General features: G+C 59.1%; 17 protein-coding genes and 1 pseudogene. 6 read left to right on the plus strand and 12 right to left on the minus strand.

Annotation, left to right across the window (positions count from 1 at the left end):
• Window positions 1–10 precede the first annotated feature (10 nt).
• Window positions 11–1,474: a benzaldehyde dehydrogenase gene (locus M2360_RS06975; protein WP_280773911.1), complete on the minus strand. Its 1,464-nt coding sequence runs from the start codon at window positions 1,472–1,474 to the stop codon at window positions 11–13.
• A 211-nt stretch (window positions 1,475–1,685) separates the two neighbouring features.
• Entirely contained in the window at window positions 1,686–2,624 is a 939-nt protein-coding gene (locus tag M2360_RS06980) for a LysR family transcriptional regulator (protein ID WP_280773913.1), read from the minus strand.
• 654 nt (window positions 2,625–3,278) lie between these two features.
• Here M2360_RS06980 and M2360_RS06985 point away from each other — a divergent pair.
• Genes M2360_RS06985 through M2360_RS06995 form a run of 3 tightly spaced genes read left to right on the plus strand, consistent with a single transcriptional unit; the run spans window position 3,279 to window position 5,211 of the window.
• Window positions 3,279–3,590 carry a helix-turn-helix domain-containing protein gene (locus M2360_RS06985; protein ID WP_280773915.1) on the plus strand — a complete coding sequence of 104 codons (312 nt, stop codon included), beginning with the start codon at window positions 3,279–3,281 and terminating at the stop codon, window positions 3,588–3,590.
• Window positions 3,571–4,833, plus strand: a complete 1,263-nt coding sequence (locus M2360_RS06990; protein WP_280774083.1) for a HipA domain-containing protein — start codon at window positions 3,571–3,573, stop codon at window positions 4,831–4,833. The genes M2360_RS06985 and M2360_RS06990 overlap by 20 nt, the downstream gene beginning before the upstream one ends.
• Before the next feature lie 21 nt (window positions 4,834–4,854).
• Complete coding sequence (locus M2360_RS06995) at window positions 4,855–5,211, plus strand: calcium-binding protein (RefSeq protein ID WP_280774085.1); 357 nt, start codon at window positions 4,855–4,857, stop codon at window positions 5,209–5,211.
• On the opposite strand, the pseudogene M2360_RS07000 reads toward M2360_RS06995, so the two are convergent.
• The 9 genes and pseudogenes from M2360_RS07000 to M2360_RS07040 all read right to left on the minus strand — a co-directional run.
• Window positions 5,124–5,392 (minus strand): annotated as a pseudogene (locus M2360_RS07000) (transposase); the annotation flags it as partial. The gene M2360_RS06995 and the pseudogene M2360_RS07000 overlap by 88 nt on opposite strands.
• Window positions 5,393–5,407: 15 nt before the next feature.
• Window positions 5,408–5,593, minus strand: a complete 186-nt coding sequence (locus M2360_RS07005; protein ID WP_280773917.1) for a hypothetical protein — start codon at window positions 5,591–5,593, stop codon at window positions 5,408–5,410.
• 68 nt (window positions 5,594–5,661) lie between these two features.
• The gene (locus M2360_RS07010; protein ID WP_280773918.1) at window positions 5,662–6,624 is read right to left on the minus strand and encodes a glutathione S-transferase family protein; all 963 of its coding nucleotides are present in this window, start codon (window positions 6,622–6,624) and stop codon (window positions 5,662–5,664) included.
• The gene (locus M2360_RS07015; RefSeq protein ID WP_280774086.1) at window positions 6,617–7,666 is read right to left on the minus strand and encodes an LLM class flavin-dependent oxidoreductase; all 1,050 of its coding nucleotides are present in this window, start codon (window positions 7,664–7,666) and stop codon (window positions 6,617–6,619) included. Before M2360_RS07015 ends, M2360_RS07010 begins: the two co-directional genes overlap by 8 nt.
• Window positions 7,667–7,752: 86 nt before the next feature.
• Window positions 7,753–8,148, minus strand: a complete 396-nt coding sequence (locus tag M2360_RS07020) for a DoxX family protein (protein ID WP_280773920.1) — start codon at window positions 8,146–8,148, stop codon at window positions 7,753–7,755.
• A gap of 40 nt (window positions 8,149–8,188) precedes the next feature.
• The gene (locus M2360_RS07025) at window positions 8,189–8,800 is read right to left on the minus strand and encodes an FMN-dependent NADH-azoreductase (RefSeq protein ID WP_280773922.1); all 612 of its coding nucleotides are present in this window, start codon (window positions 8,798–8,800) and stop codon (window positions 8,189–8,191) included.
• Window positions 8,801–9,062: 262 nt separating this feature from the next.
• Window positions 9,063–9,809, minus strand: coding sequence for an SDR family oxidoreductase (locus M2360_RS07030; protein WP_280773924.1), 747 nt, complete (start codon window positions 9,807–9,809; stop codon window positions 9,063–9,065).
• 24 nt (window positions 9,810–9,833) lie between these two features.
• Window positions 9,834–10,598, minus strand: a complete 765-nt coding sequence (locus M2360_RS07035) for an SDR family oxidoreductase (RefSeq protein WP_280773925.1) — start codon at window positions 10,596–10,598, stop codon at window positions 9,834–9,836.
• A 52-nt stretch (window positions 10,599–10,650) separates the two neighbouring features.
• Window positions 10,651–11,067, minus strand: a complete 417-nt coding sequence (locus tag M2360_RS07040; protein WP_280773926.1) for a nuclear transport factor 2 family protein — start codon at window positions 11,065–11,067, stop codon at window positions 10,651–10,653.
• 151 nt (window positions 11,068–11,218) lie between these two features.
• Between M2360_RS07040 and M2360_RS07045 the strand changes: the two genes are divergently transcribed.
• The 3 genes from M2360_RS07045 (at window position 11,219) to M2360_RS07055 (ending at window position 13,419) form a co-directional block, all read left to right on the plus strand.
• Window positions 11,219–12,154 carry a LysR family transcriptional regulator gene (locus M2360_RS07045; protein WP_280773927.1) on the plus strand — a complete coding sequence of 312 codons (936 nt, stop codon included), beginning with the start codon at window positions 11,219–11,221 and terminating at the stop codon, window positions 12,152–12,154.
• A 31-nt stretch (window positions 12,155–12,185) separates the two neighbouring features.
• Window positions 12,186–12,632, plus strand: a complete 447-nt coding sequence (locus tag M2360_RS07050; RefSeq protein WP_280773928.1) for an Rrf2 family transcriptional regulator — start codon at window positions 12,186–12,188, stop codon at window positions 12,630–12,632.
• A gap of 142 nt (window positions 12,633–12,774) precedes the next feature.
• On the plus strand, window positions 12,775–13,419 hold the full coding sequence (locus M2360_RS07055) for an NADPH-dependent F420 reductase (RefSeq protein WP_280773929.1): 645 nt from the start codon (window positions 12,775–12,777) through the stop codon (window positions 13,417–13,419).
• Between the two features lie 138 nt (window positions 13,420–13,557).
• Here the strand turns inward: M2360_RS07055 and M2360_RS07060 are convergent, their stop codons facing one another.
• Window positions 13,558–14,565, minus strand: coding sequence for a branched-chain amino acid ABC transporter permease (locus tag M2360_RS07060; RefSeq protein WP_280773931.1), 1,008 nt, complete (start codon window positions 14,563–14,565; stop codon window positions 13,558–13,560).
• Window positions 14,566–14,567: the final 2 nt, after the last annotated feature.

The raw sequence follows: 14,567 nt of genomic DNA on the forward strand, positions 1-14,567 counted from the left end.
TCTCTTGACCTTACAGGGGATAGGCGGGCGCTTCGGACTTGACCGTGACCCATTGCCATTGCGTGAATTCTTCCCAGTTGGCGGGGCCGCCGATGCTGGTTCCGTTCCCGGATGCGCCGACGCCGCCGAAGGGATTGACGACCTCGTCGTTGACGGTGGAATCGTTGATGTGCAGCAGCCCGACGTGAAGCTTCTCGCCAAGCGCCATGGCGCGTCCGACCGAGCGGGAGACGATGGCGGCGGAAAGGCCGTAATCCGTTGCATTGACGAGTGCGGCCGCTTCGTCATCCGTATCGAAGGTGGTAATGACGGCGACGGGGCCGAAGATCTCCTCCTCGAAGGCGGGATTCCCAGGCTTTACACCGGTCAGCACCGTCGGCTCGAAGAACAGGCCGTTGCTCTTGCCGCCGGTCTCCAAAGTGGCTCCTGCCTCCACGGCAGCGGAGACGGCCCTCAGGGCGTGATCGACCTGCACCTGGTTGATGATCGGGCCAAGCGCGACCTGACCGGAGGTGGGGTCGCCGACTGGCAGATTGCGTGCATGCGCCGCCAGGCGACTGGTAAACTCCGCAGCAACCGCGGAATGGACGAGGACGCGCCCCGCCGACATGCAGATCTGGCCCTGATGCAGGTAGACGCTCCAGACTGCATTCTTCACCGCAAGGTCAAGATCGGCGTCATCAAGCACGACGAAGGAGTTCTTGCCGCCGAGTTCCAGCGAGACCTTCTTCAGATTTCGGCTGGCGGTTTCACCCACCTTGCGGCCGGCGGCCGTCGAGCCGGTGAACTGGATCATGCCGATGTTGCGATCTTCGCACAGCGCTGCCCCTGCCGCCACGTCTCCCGGAAGAACGGACAGGCAGCCGGTCGGCAGACCTGCCATCTCGAAGAGGCGCGCGATGACCTGACCGCCGCTGATGGCCGTGCGGGGATCCGGTTTCAGCACGACGGCATTGCCGATGGCGATGGCCGGTGCGACCGCGCGCATGGCCAGATAGAGCGGAAAGTTGAAGGGCGAGATAACGCCGATGACGCCGATCGGCCGACGACGGGCGATGCTGATGCGGCCCGGCTCGGAGGGCAAAACCTGACCCATTGCCTGCGAGGGCATGGACGCGGCCTCGTAGAGCGCCTTGATCGTTAGCGCCACTTCGAACTGAGCCTTCGGAATGATGGAGCCGGCTTCGCGCACCAGCCAGTTGGCGATCTCATCGGAATGGACTTCCGCAATGCGCGCGGCGGCGCGAAGAACTTCGGCACGGCGCTCATAGCCGGTTGCCGCCCAGGCTGGCTGCGCGTGCCGGGCCGCCTCCGCTGCCCGGCTCACCTCCTGCGGGGTTGCCATGCCGACGCTTGCAAGTTTCCTGCCTGTCGCGGGCTCGCAGACATCGCGAACTGTTGTCGAGGGTCTCCAGCCCCCGTCATAGACGTGACCGTTCAAATGTTCCTGTTGAAGGAGTTGGGGTTCCGGCATGCTTTTCCTCCCTTTTGCCGCAAGGGCGAGGAAAATTATGCCGTCTTCCGTCGGTTTTGCGCCGGGGCCGTTCGGTCTCCTCACCGGCTGCCAAGCTAGCGCCGGAGCGCGCCTCCAGCCAGAACCGTTGAAGTATCAATCTATACCTTTCCGGTATAGCGTGTGGCCGGACGCTTATTATCGCCCTTGAGGGCCAACGCTCGGGAATGCCTCAGGCGTCGTCCCTATCGAGTCGCACGCTGGATAGCTGGAGCCAGGGGGGATTGTCCGCATACATTTCGCGAATGAGTTGCTTGATCGCCTCTGTCCGGCCGCGGGCATCGTCTCGGCGGTAGCTCATGATGATGGGCGAGGTGGCGTTTTCATCCGCGACCATGCGGTAGACGACGTCATCCGGGCGCTGACGTTGGGAGGCTGCCGGGATGATGCATATGCCGGCGCCAGCCGCCACCATGCCCAGCGCCGTCTGGATCTCGCGCACTTCTTCGATGCTCTGGAGGCGCACCCGGATCTCCTCGAAAAGATTGAGGACTTCATCCGCGAAGCTCGGCCGGGGCATGGAGGGGTAGACGATCAACGTCTCGCCGGCGAGATCGCGAAGCGCCATCGGCTCTGTCTCGCCAGCCCTGGGATGGCCGAGGGGCAAGGCGACGACCAGCCGCTCGTCCCGGAGTGTCAGGCGCTCCACCTCCTTGTCGTTGAAGCGCACTCGACCGAAACCGACATCGATATGGCGCTCCTTGAGCGCCGCGATCTGCTCGGTGGACATCATTTCACGGATCTCGATGTCGAGATCGGGCCAGTGCTGGCGCATCCGCCGAACGAGATCGGGAATGCCGCCGTAGAGCGTCGAGCCGACGCATCCGATGACGAAGCGCTCACGCTGCGATTTTCCGATCCTCTGCGTCTGATCGCGCACATGTTCCAGTCGCCTGAGGATCTGCGATGCCTGCTCCAGGAAGAATCCTCCCGCCTGCGTGAGGGTCAGCGGCCGCTTCGTGCGATCAATCAGGATGACGCCCAGTTCCTCCTCAAGCTGCTGTATCTGGCGGCTGAGGGGTGGCTGGGCAATGTGCAGGAGTTCTGCAGCGCGCGAAAAATTGCGCTCGGTTGCGACCGCTACGAAATACCGAAGTTGGCGAACTTCCATGTCTTAGCCCTTTATGGCCCCTGAATATTAAAGGGGCACGGATATACATCTGGCCGACCGGAGCACAAACATGACCGGGGTCCTGTAGCCTTGCCATCGATCAGCCTCTCTGGGCCATTGGCATTGAACCGCAAGACCAGTAGCGCGCGATCTGCAGCGTCACATTGCCCCAGCCGCGCGGCATATGAGCGTAAGCCACCCTCATAGATCGCGGCAAGCGCCAAAGACGATGCGCCTGAGCCGCATGCTTGCTTTGGCGGTGGGAGAGGTGGCGAGCGCCCCAAAGACGAGGCCGATGCCCTCGATCTTCGGGGATGCTGTTCTTTACCCCATACCCTGTTGCGATGAAATCCGATCGCTGTCAGCGTCGAGGTTTTGAATCGGCTCAGATCGACCATCTCCATAGCCAGCTGCGGCGCCACTGCTGAGGGCGAGCGGAAATTGAAAGGCAGTCTTGAACAAAACGTGTCCGTTATGAGAGTTCTGCCAGGCATGGTGCTCGCAGAGACCGCTCAGTCGACATCCGCAATGAAACATAAACAGATCATTATTTTCCATATGATGCCTTTTCGCGTCATTTCATTTGACGGACTTTGTTGCTCTGAGATATGTTGATGTATCAATTCAGAAAAAATGAGCTGTATAGGTGTCACGATGAGGCCGGAATCAGAGGCGCTTATAGAAATAGGCCGCCTGTTTAAGGCGGCGCGCAAGACTTTGGGCCTCACTCAGGAGCGGGTTGCGGATATGGCGGGTATATCGCGTCCGCGGTACCGCGAGATTGAGGCGGGAAGCAGCGCTGCCCGTACGACCACACTGATCAACATTGGTCGTGCGCTCGGTCTGGAATTGATGCTCATCCCGCAGGCTATGGTCCCGGCGGTTAATGCTTTGCTCCGGCCAGATGGCGCCGAAGATGACCTTCCTGCTTTCGTCGTCAGTCCCGATGGTGACGCCAATGCCTGACGCCCCTCTCGATCCAAGATCCATATCGTCACTTGAAGTGCTGCTGAATGACCTGAAGGTCGGCACGATCGTTAGGACGCCGGGCGACTTCAATGCGTTCAGCTTCGAGAAGAGCTATCGCCAGACGGGCGGATTCCCAGTGCTCAGTCTGTCTTTTCGCGCGGCACACGGAGGTTTGCGAAAGGATCCGAAGCCTGTCGCAAGGGCTTTACCGTCCTTCTTTGCGAACCTTCTTCCGGAGGATAAACTGCGCGAGGCGATGGAGAAGCACCATTCAGGGAGCGTGCGAGCGGGAAATGATTTCGATTTACTCGCGGCGCTCGGGTCAGACCTGCCTGGGGCTGTCCGAATTGTGCCGAGCGAAGGGATTGTTGCTCGTACTGAAGGTTTGACCCCCAGACCAAAGGCCCGGTTTTCGCTCGCGGGTGTGCAGATGAAACTGTCCGTCATCAAAAATACAGGCAAGGGAGGCGGCCTGACGATCCCCTTAGGGGACGAGCAGGGTTCCTATATCGCCAAGTTTCCATCGACATCATTTCCCGGTGTCTCGGAAAACGAATTTGCCAATCTCGCGTTGGCCGAAGCGATAGGTATGGACGTGCCGGAACGCGAGCTCGTCGAGAAATCGGAGTTCGAGGGTATCCCGGAGGAGTTTGAGACGTTGTCCGATGGTAAAGTCCTCCTCGTCAAACGTTTCGATCGCGGGGCGGATGGTGAGCGCGTCCACATCGAAGATTTCGCTCAGGTCTTCGGCATCTATCCTTCTCGAAAATATGAAGGCGCCGCCTACCATGATATCGCTGCGGCTCTTGGGGTAGCCGTTTCTTTTTCGGCTGCCCTTGAGTTCGTCCGACGACTGGCTTTGGCTGTGCTTACAGGCAATGGCGACATGCACCTCAAGAATTGGTCGCTGATCTATCATGGGAAGGGCGACAAGCCGGCACTCGCCCCAGTCTATGATGTGCTCTCGACTGTCCCTTACATTCCGTCGGACGCCATGGCGCTGTCGCTTGCAGGTGAGCGGCCTTTCAAGGCAATGAACGCTCAGCGATGGAAAGCCTTCGCTCATCGTGCGCGCCTGCCGGAAGCTGCTGTCATGAAGGCAGTCACCGAGACAGTTGAACGCGTCAACCAGTCTTGGTGGTCTCTGCCTGAACGAGCTCTTGTTCCACAAAAAGTGTTGGAACGGGTTGATGCCCACATAAAGCTGATGACGCCGATTCTCGCCGCTTGCGCGGACTAGGGATTGGCATTTTTGCGGGGGTTGATTGCCACTGAACTGACCCGGCGCTTCAACCGAGAATTCGTCGCAGTTAGCCCCAACACACTCACTGGCAATAAAGCGGCCAATATTCTGAACGGCGGCAAGGGCGACGATGCCCTGATCGGCGGCGGCGGTGCTGATGTTTTTGTGTTTGACTCGAAGCTGAACGCGGCAAGCGATGTTGATCATTTGCTTGACTTTAACGTGAAGGATGACGTGATCCGCCTTAAGTCCGCAGTTTTCGATGCGCTTTCAACTGGGGTTCTGGAAGAGGTCATGAAGCCCTCCGTCTCACGCAGACACAGGCCATACACGCCAGCGTCAGGGCAGTCTCGATCGCCAGCCAGATCGGAGTAGCGCGGTCGGCCTCCGCGGGTCTTGCGCGTCGGCGCTTGCCAGGACGAGAGCGCCTCCCGCGTCATCCAAAGCGCAAACTGCCGCGCCGACGAAGACCTGCCTCGTATGCTGCCCAGTTGGCGACTATGAGCTTCATCGTGCCGATACGATGGCGGCGGGAGGAATTGTGCTTGAACAGCATCATGGCGCAGAGCAGTTATCGGGTTGGATGAACACCTACGACACTGCGCTTCAGGATCCCTGCACCAAAGCCCATGGCCAGGATCACGATATCGGACTGCTGGGCCTCTTCAACGTCGGTCGGGCGAAAGCTGCCTCCGAAACGCGCGGTGAATTCGATTGGTGAAGTTGGGCCGCGGCTGTTGACGACAATTGCCGTCATGCCGGACTTCCTTATTCATATGTCATGTCAGGGCGAACACATGGTGGCCACGTCCATGTGCACGCGATTCAGACGAGTGCTTCTCGCCCGGAGGGAAAGTCAAAATCACAATCAGGGCCTGTTGGGACAATGCCGCTTGGGTTCAGCCAAGTATGGCTTGCATAGTAGTGGTGCTTTATATGCTGGAAATCCACTGTCGGGCGAATGGCGGGATGGCTGAAGAGATCGCGTGTATAGGCCCACAGTGCCGGGTAATCGACGAGCGCCCTTTTGTTACACTTGAAGTGTCCGTGATAGACCGGATCGAAGCGCACGAGGGTCGTGAACAGGCGAATATCCGCTTCGGTCAGCATCTGTCCTACGAGGTAGCGTTGCCGCCTCAGCCGCTGTTCGAGCCAGTCGAGTGTCGCAAAGACCTCGCCCACAGCCATCTCGTAGGCAGCCTGCATTGTCGCAAAGCCTGCGCGATAGACGCCGTTGTTCAATGTCGCATAGACGCGGTCGTTGACAGCGTCGATCTCGTCGCGATGCTCTGCGGGATAATAGTCGCCGACCGTTGCGCCACAGTCATCGAAAGCGACGTTGAACATCCGCAGGATGTCCGAGGATTCGTTCGAAACGATCCGCCGATAGACCTTGTCCCACAGCACCGGAACCGTGACCCGAGATGTGCAGGACGGGTCGGAGAGCGCATAGATCTCGTGCAGGAATTTCGCGCCGTTCAGGGCATCAGGCACAACGCCCGGGGCTGGATCGAAGGTCCAGCCGTCTTCGCCCATCAGCCAATGCGCCACCGAGACATCGATCAGCCCAGTCAATCCCTTGAGGTTGCGCATGATAAGCGTGCGGTGCGCCCAGGGGCAGGCAAGCGACACATACAGGTGGTAACGCGCTGGTTCCGCCTTGAAAAGAGTATCGCCTTCAGCGGCAATCCAGTTACGAAAGACCGATGGCGGACGTCTAAGCTCACTGTCGGACAACACGCGTTCCATGCCGCTTTTCTGCCACTGGCCACCGACGAGCTCACCCATTGGACCGGCCGCCGAGTTCGGCCCTGATGGCTGGCGCAACGTCGGCGCCCAGCAGTTCGATCGAGCGTTGCATTGCGTCTGTTTCCAGCATGGCCGAGCTCATCTGGAAAGTCAGGCGCGAGATGCCGCCCAGCGCCTTATCGGCGGCGAGGATCTTTTCTCGAACCGTCTTGGGGCTCCCGATCAGAAATGCGCCGTGTGGGCCGCGCATCGCGTCAAATTGCGCGCGCGTCGCCGTGGACCAGCCTCGCTCACGACCGATTTCGGTGAACATGTAAGCCCAGCCGGGAAAAAAGGCGTCGGCAGCACTTTGGTCGGTATCGCCAACGAAGCCCATTGCATGAACGCCAACCTTCAGCGTTTCCGGCGCATGCCCGGCGCGATGGCCTGCCTCACGGTAAAGATCGACAAGTGGACGAAAGCGGTCGAAAGACCCGCCGATGATGGCGACCATCAGGGGTAGGCCAAGTGCACCGGCTCGGGCGAAGGACTGCGGTGTTCCGCCAACGCCGAGCCAGATCGGCATCTTTTCCTGATGAGGGCGCGGATACACGCCTTGACCTGAAAGCTCGGGCCGGAAGCGTCCGCGCCACGTCACATGTGTCTCTTCGCGAAGCTTCATCAAGAGATCGAGTTTTTCGACGAACAGTGCGTCGTAGTCGTTCATGGCAAAACCATAGAGCGGATAGGCTTCGCCAAACGACCCGCGCCCGACGACAATTTCGGCGCGGCCCTTGGAGATGAGGTCGATCGTTGCAAAATCCTGGAATACCCGCACGGGATCGGCAGCGCTCAAAACAGTCACGGCGCTTGTAAGGCGAATTTGCGTCGTCCGGGCCGCTGCGGCCGCCAGAATAACGGCTGGCGCAGAATCAAGAAACTCCTTGCGATGATGTTCGCCGATGCCGAAGATATCAAGTCCCGCGCGATCCGCAGTTTCCACTTCCGCCAGAAGCGCCTCCATCCGGTCTGCGGCAGGCACTGTCAGGCCGGTAGCAGGATTTGGAATGGTGGCCGCAAAACTGTCGATGCCGATTTCCATTTTTTGGTCCATTCAAATTTCAAGAGAGTGGCAAACGGTTCCGCCGTCGGGCAGGGGAGTGGTGGACGGCGGAACCATTCCTCAACCTACGCCGTGCGCAGGCGACGAGCGTCAACACTCAGCGAACCGGCCCCGAAGGCAGCCACCTGCAGCAAACCACCCATGATCGAGATGTTCTTCAGGAAGTGGATCATCTGGTTCTGATCGGCAAAATCATTGTGGAACACGATGGCCGTCGCGAACGTGAATGCTGCAAGGGCAAGGCTGACAAGCCTCGTCTGAAAGCCAATAACCAGCAGTATCCCGCCACCGACTTCAACCACAACGGCGATCAGGAAGGACAGAAGCGGCAAGGGAAGGCCAACAGATGCGATGAAGCCTTGTGTGGCCTCTGGCGCGGCAATCTTGCCCATGCCGCTGAGGATGAACACGATTGCCAGAAGCAATCGCCCAGCGACTGCAATCAGATTGGTCTGCGACATGATGGATCCTTTGTTTCAAATAGTTCGCCAATTGAGAACGTCAGGCTGCAAGCGCCTCGATTTCCGCCTTGGCGCCAGCGATGGCGGCCCCCTTGGCGTCTTCGCCAAGCGCCAGACCTTCGGCGCGAATGACCGTCACGTCCGTGACGCCAATGAATGCGAGGACGCCCTTCAGATAGGATTCCTGATGCTCCATGGCGGCAGCCGGGCTGTCGCCGGTGTAGACGCCGCCGCGCGCAGAGGCGATGAAGACCTTTTTGCCCATGACCAGGCCTTCCGGGCCGTTTGCGCCATATTTGAAGGTGCGGCCGGCAACGCATACGCGGTCAACCCAGGCCTTCAACTGCGTGGGAATGGTGAAATTATACATCGGCGCACCGATGACGATGATGTCAGCTGCAAAGAGTTCGTCGACATAGGCGCCACCGGTCGCCAGATCCTGGCCAAGCGCCGCATTGCCGACTTCGCCGCCCTGAAAGACAGCCATGTGCGCATCCGAAAGATGCATCGCAGCGTCGGCTACGAGATCGCGACGGATGACGTTGGCGCCGGGATGAAGCGCCTGCTGCTTGGCGACGATTTCCGCCGTCAGGGTGCGGCTTACCGAATAGCCGCCGAGGATGCTTGAATCGATGTGGAGGATCGTTGTCATGGGAAATGATTCCAAAGGTTGGGCCGGGTTGGCCTTGTTGGTGAAGCGGGCGAGAAGAGCTTGAAAGGTCTTGATCATGGCTATCTGATTGCCATTGCGCTCTTGCCGAAGATAGCCGTTATGTCTCGATGGTATCTATCGGTTCGGCCGATGGATGCGTCCTTGCACGTGGACGATGGCCATTAGCCGAGCTCCGCCAGCATTGCTGCGGAGTAGGAATCGATTGCCCGGCCGGACCGAACACCCGGTTGCTGCAATCATGTCAGGATATCTTGTACTGCCCGCCATCGACAGGAAGTGCCTGGCCGGTGATGAACGACGCATCCTCGCTTGTCAGGAATGCCACGGCGCCGGCGATGTCGGACGGCTGTGCAAACCGCTTGATGGCTTGGCTTTGCCAGGTCTGCCGTTTGATTTCCTCCGGCATGTCCTGCGTCAGGCGGGTGTTGGTGATTGCCGGAAGAACGGCATTCACGGTGATGCCCGAATCCGCCACATCATTGGCCAGTCCACGCACAAAGCCGATGACGCCCATTTTCGATGCCATGTAGTGGCTCATGCCGGGGATCGCCAGCCCGATGGAGTTGGAGGAGATGTTGACGAAACGCCCCCAGCCCTTTTTGCGCATCTGCGGCACGAATTGCTTGGCGCTGAGAAAGTGAGCCTCGAGATTGATCGCAAGCGTCTTCCGCCAGAGATCGATGTCGAGATCGTCGATCATCCGCTCGGAGCCTATTCCTGCATTGTTGACCACAATATCTGCGCCGCCGAAACGGTTCTGGACTGTCTCGTCTATGCGCTGCCAATCTGGCGCGCTCGAAACATCACCGATGACGATCAGGCTTTCGCCATCAATCATTTGTGCTGTTTCGTGCGCCTCTTCCATGTCCACCAGGACGAGTGTTGCGCCTTGGCTCGCCAGCTTCAAAGCGATGGCCTGTCCTATCCCACGGGCTGCACCTGTGACGACGGCCACACGGCTCTCGTGGCTTGGCTTTTGTGCGTTCATTGTAACCTCCTCAGATCTTTGAGCTTAAAGGAACATGCCGCCGGAGGCTTCCAGGCGCTGTGCATTGACCCATCCGGCGCCGCTTGCGAGCAATGATGCGATGACGGGGCCGATATCATCAGGGAGGCCCACGCGACCAAGCGCGGTCTGGCCAGCAATCATCGTGTTCACGGCTGCATTGTCGCGCACGACACCACCGCCGAAATCTGTCTCAATGGCGCCGGGCGCTATCGTATTGACCGCGATGCCGCGTGGCCCAAGCTCCTTGGCAAGATAGCGGGTGAACACCTCTACGCCGCCCTTCATCATCGCATAAGCCGCATATCCAGGCAGCGAAAAGCGCGTCAGGCCGGTTGAGACATTGACGATCCGCCCACCGTCGGCAATCACCGGCAGAAGTGTCTGGGTCAGGAAGAAAACGCCCTTTAGGTGAACAGACATCAACTGGTCGAAGGTGTCTTCGCTCGTGGTTTCGATAGAGGCATGCGCACCTATCCCGGCATTGTTGACGAGGAAATCGATTTGGTTGCGAGACCAGATCGTGTTCAACTTGCCGCCAAGCGTTTCGGCGAAGATGCTGAAGGATGACGTGTCGGCGGTGTCGAGCTGGATGGCCGTTGCTTTACGTCCCAAGGCCGTGATCTCGGCGACCACATGGGCGGCCTCCATTTCCTGGCTTTTGTAAGTGATCACCACGTCGGTTCCCGCTTGGGCAAGGGCGAGTGCGGCGTTGCGACCGAGGCCGCGGCTGCCGCCGGTGATGAGGGCGATCTTTGCTTCAGATGTCATAGGATGCATTCCTGCATTGGCTGGCGGATAACCGCTGTGGGCTGATGGCAGATTAGAACTGGGCGCCGCTCATCGCCTGCATGAAGGCAAGCGGATTCCAGTATTCCCGATAGTTGGTCATCAGCCCGTTCTTGAAAGTTGCGAACGTTGCGTAACTCATCTCGTAAGCGTTTCCATTTGTAAGGACCTTGCCGGAAGCGCTCCATTCCGCGATGGCGACATTGGGATCATCCGTTGCATAGATCCGAAGGTTCGGAATTGAGGCTACATCAATGACGGAGGGGTAGTTGCGCAGGTATTCGTACAGCGCGTCACGGCCTTCCAGGCGCCTGGGCGATCCCTCCGGCGCAAACGGAAACTCCGCCACGACATTGTCAGCGCAAAGCTCCGACCAGCCCTTCATGTCCTTTGCGAGGAATGTATCAAGGCTGCGACGTAGAAGATCGACGGCGGTGAGGTGATCGGTCATTACATGGTCCTCCGGTTGGCTGGCGCTGCGCTAGCATTTTAACAGTGCGCCAGCGGTCGTGTGACTGTGTAAGTGTCATGCTTGCATTAATCGCGGCAGCCTGTATTTATCGATGTTATCCATCGGCAGCAGCGATAGAGGGGATGTGCAGATGCTCGACGGCGTATCTTTGGATCAATTGCGGACTTTCGTGGCAGCGGCAGACGAGGGAAGCTTTTCTGCGGCCGCACGGCGGCTGAGACGGACACAGTCGGCAGTCAGCGAAACGATCGCCAATCTCGAGGGCCAATTGTCAGTCGTGCTATTCGACCGGTCGGCCCGCTACCCCAGAGTGACCAAGCAGGGCGAAGTCTTGCTTGCAGATGCGCGCTCTGTTGTGAGTGCCGTCGATGGCATGAAAGCGCGCGCCAAGGGCATCGCAGGAGGTCTTGAGCCTGAGCTTGCCGCAGTGATCGACGTGTTTTTCCCGATTACGACCATCGCTGACGTGTCCCACGAGTTTCGTCAGGAGTTCCCCGCCACACCCTTGCGGCTTTACGTCGAGGCTTTGGGGGGAGCGGTCCAGCCCGTGATCGACGGCCGTGCGAGTTTCGGGCTTGTGGGCTCATTGCCCACCTTGCCGCCCGGACTGGCGGCGGAACGGATCACCAGCGTCAAGTTTGTGATGGTCGCTGCTGCACGGCATCCGCTTGCGGAACATACCGGCCTTATCCCCCGCGAGGAACTTGCGCGTCACGTGCAGTTGGTCCTGACGGATCGTTCCGAGCTTTCGACGGGTCGCGAATTTGGCGTCATGTCACCGTCAACCTGGCGGCTCGCCGACCTGTTCGCAAAGCATGCATTCCTCGTCAGCGGCCTGGGCTGGGGCGGAATGCCGCTTCATGCTGTTTCGAAGGACATTGCCGAGGGGCGACTAATCGAGCTGTCAATCGAAGACATACCGGTGGGGGGGCTAAAACTGCCGATGTCTGCAGTCTACCGGGTCGACGCGCCACCAGGACCTGCGGGTCGCTGGATGATTGACCGGCTTAAAAGCTGTTCAAAAGGAAATTGCGGAACGGTGATTGACAGTGCAGAGAGTGTGTAATAATGCTCATTACACACAAGCGGAGGGCGACATGCCAACCAGTACTCGATTTGTCGTCGCCGTCCATATTCTGACTGGTCTAGCCGTCAGCGCAGGCAAACCGATGCGCTCGGAGGATCTGGCCTATTCCGCCAATACCGGTGCTGTGGTTATTCGTGGATTGTTGTCGCGGTTGAATGAGGCAGGATTGACAAGGTCCCAGCTTGGGGCTGGGGGTGGCGCCTTACTGGCAAAGCCCGCGGAAAAAATCAGGCTTCTGGATGTCTATGAGGCGGTCGAGGATACGGAACTGTTTTCCACGCATCGCACCCCGCCCTGCGAGAGTTGCGCGGTCGGGGGCAACATTCTGGAGGCTATCCAGCCGGTGCTGACGAGGGCCAGAGCGGCCCTCGAACTGGAACTGGCGGAAACCACGGTGGCCGACATCGCATCCGACGTCGCCCGCTTGGGCAAGTTCTCCATACCGTTGGTATGGTGATCATTTGCCCTTAAATGTTGGTGTATCGCTGACATATCATCATAAAAATGCAGCAACCCTGCTGCAGACGGTTAGAAACCGATCAGCCTATGGGGCGCTGGCGGTTCTCATCTTTCCAGCCCTTTTACATCAGGAGTAGACTATGAGCATTGGTATTATAGGTTCTGGCGCCCTCGGCTCCAACCTTGCACGCATCTTCGCCAAGGCCGGGATCGCCGCCACGATTTCCAACAGTCGCGGCCCGGAATCCCTGGCGTCGCTTGTTGAAGAGCTTGGCCCCTCCATCCAGGCCGGCACAGTCGGAGAGGCTGCAAGCGCAGATATCGTCTTTGCGGCGGTGCGTTGGGTTGATGCCGAGAAGGTCATGAGCGGCCTGCCCGCCTGGAATGGTCGCATCGTTGTCGACGGGACCAACCCGGTTGAGTTCATCGATCCGAATTCGCCGGATGCAAAGGATCCGACGAACCCGCTGGCGGCCTATGGCATCAAGGCTGTCGATCTGGGCGAAAAGCACTCGAGCGAAGTTTTCAGCCAATATGTTCCCGACGCGCGCGTGGTGAAGGCCTTCAATCATCTAGACGTCAATGTTTTGCCGGAACCTGCAGCATCAGGCGGTCAGCGTGTTCTGTTCTACTCCGGCGATGACGCCGCCGCAAAGGCCGAGGTCCGCAAGCTCATCGAAGCAACCGGTTTCTTCGCCGTTGATCTTGGTTCGCTGGATGTCGGTGGCCGGCTCGCATCCCTGCCATTCGGCGCGTTGTCCGCACATAACTTCATCAAGATCTAATCCCAATCGGAATGATGGAAGTCGCGTAAGTGGCTTCCATCATTCCGCAGCCTGTGCTTCATCGCAAATTCGTTATAACTCGGTAAGCCTCATTTCTGGAGCTCTCAACCAGCATTTCGACGACCGTGTAAGGTGGCTTCAATCGCGCTGCCGCGCATATTGAATCTTGTGCCCGACCGGAAACCAGGGCCAATCGCGGAGCCTGCTGAAAAGACCCCAGACGCCGCTCGGCGAAAAGAGGGCGATGATCAGCGTCAACAGGCCGAGAAAGATCATATAGCCCGCGCCGAAATGGCCGAAGAGGCGCGTTGCGAAGAAATAGAGCAGCGCGCCGACAATCGGTCCCTCCAGACGGCCGATGCCGCCGACCATCACGATAAAGATACAGATGGACGACCAATAGGGGTCAAAGCCGCTGCTGGGAGAGATGCGAAGCTGCGCCATGTAGTAGATTGCCCCCGCGAGACCCGTTCCCATGGCGGCCACCACGAAAATGCCGAAGCGCATGCGCCCTACGTTGACGCCCTGGCTCGCAGCAGAAACGGGATCGTCGCGCATCGCCATCATGGCTAGTCCCAGTCGTGAGCGCAGTATGAGGAAGGTGCCGCCGACCGTGATGAGCAAAAGCAGGGCGCACAGAATGGTGAGGCCTATCTCTCGCTGGTGGGCTGTAAACTGACCCATCGCCCTCAAGGTCATGCCGGATCCGGCATTGACCACCGAGAGATTGCCGGTGACCAGCCGGAAAACTTCCGCCAACACCCAGGTGCCTATGGCAAAATACGGACCGTCGAGCTTACGTAAGAGCAGGTAGGACGGTGCAGCGAGCAGGGCGGGCAGGATCATTGCCAGTGGCACAGACAAGAAGGGATTGAACCCCGCATAGGTAGACAAGACGAAAAGCGAATAGCCGCCTGCGCCGATGAAGGCCTGCTGGCCGACGGAGACCATACCGCCGTAGCCTGCCAGCAGATTCCACATCTGCGCGATCGCGATCAGGCTGGAGAGTTCGATGATCAACCGAATCTGACCGCTCGATGCCCAGAACGGCAGGGTGGGTATTGAGAGGATGAGCAACAGGGACACGGTGATGGCGATCCGGCTAGAAAGAGTGTGCCGGTGGACGAGAATGTTGGACGCGGTCAAGT

The sequence above is a fragment of the Rhizobium sp. SG_E_25_P2 genome, assembly GCF_029892285.1.
Classification (GTDB): domain Bacteria; phylum Pseudomonadota; class Alphaproteobacteria; order Rhizobiales; family Rhizobiaceae; genus Rhizobium_E.

Coding starts and splice junctions, on each gene's coding strand:
- M2360_RS06980 (WP_280773913.1), bottom strand. CDS start 2,624: ATGGAAGTTCGCCAACTTCGGTATTTCGTAGCGGTCGCAACCGAGCGC.
- M2360_RS07005 (WP_280773917.1), bottom strand. CDS start 5,593: ATGACGGCAATTGTCGTCAACAGCCGCGGCCCAACTTCACCAATCGAA.
- M2360_RS07020 (WP_280773920.1), bottom strand. CDS start 8,148: ATGTCGCAGACCAATCTGATTGCAGTCGCTGGGCGATTGCTTCTGGCA.
- M2360_RS07040 (WP_280773926.1), bottom strand. CDS start 11,067: ATGACCGATCACCTCACCGCCGTCGATCTTCTACGTCGCAGCCTTGAT.
- M2360_RS06985 (WP_280773915.1), top strand. CDS start 3,279: ATGAGGCCGGAATCAGAGGCGCTTATAGAAATAGGCCGCCTGTTTAAG.
- M2360_RS07015 (WP_280774086.1), bottom strand. CDS start 7,666: ATGGAAATCGGCATCGACAGTTTTGCGGCCACCATTCCAAATCCTGCT.
- M2360_RS07045 (WP_280773927.1), top strand. CDS start 11,219: ATGCTCGACGGCGTATCTTTGGATCAATTGCGGACTTTCGTGGCAGCG.
- M2360_RS07055 (WP_280773929.1), top strand. CDS start 12,775: ATGAGCATTGGTATTATAGGTTCTGGCGCCCTCGGCTCCAACCTTGCA.
- M2360_RS07035 (WP_280773925.1), bottom strand. CDS start 10,598: ATGACATCTGAAGCAAAGATCGCCCTCATCACCGGCGGCAGCCGCGGC.
- M2360_RS07030 (WP_280773924.1), bottom strand. CDS start 9,809: ATGAACGCACAAAAGCCAAGCCACGAGAGCCGTGTGGCCGTCGTCACA.
- M2360_RS07050 (WP_280773928.1), top strand. CDS start 12,186: ATGCCAACCAGTACTCGATTTGTCGTCGCCGTCCATATTCTGACTGGT.
- M2360_RS07025 (WP_280773922.1), bottom strand. CDS start 8,800: ATGACAACGATCCTCCACATCGATTCAAGCATCCTCGGCGGCTATTCG.
- M2360_RS06975 (WP_280773911.1), bottom strand. CDS start 1,474: ATGCCGGAACCCCAACTCCTTCAACAGGAACATTTGAACGGTCACGTC.
- M2360_RS07010 (WP_280773918.1), bottom strand. CDS start 6,624: ATGGGTGAGCTCGTCGGTGGCCAGTGGCAGAAAAGCGGCATGGAACGC.
- M2360_RS06990 (WP_280774083.1), top strand. CDS start 3,571: ATGGTGACGCCAATGCCTGACGCCCCTCTCGATCCAAGATCCATATCG.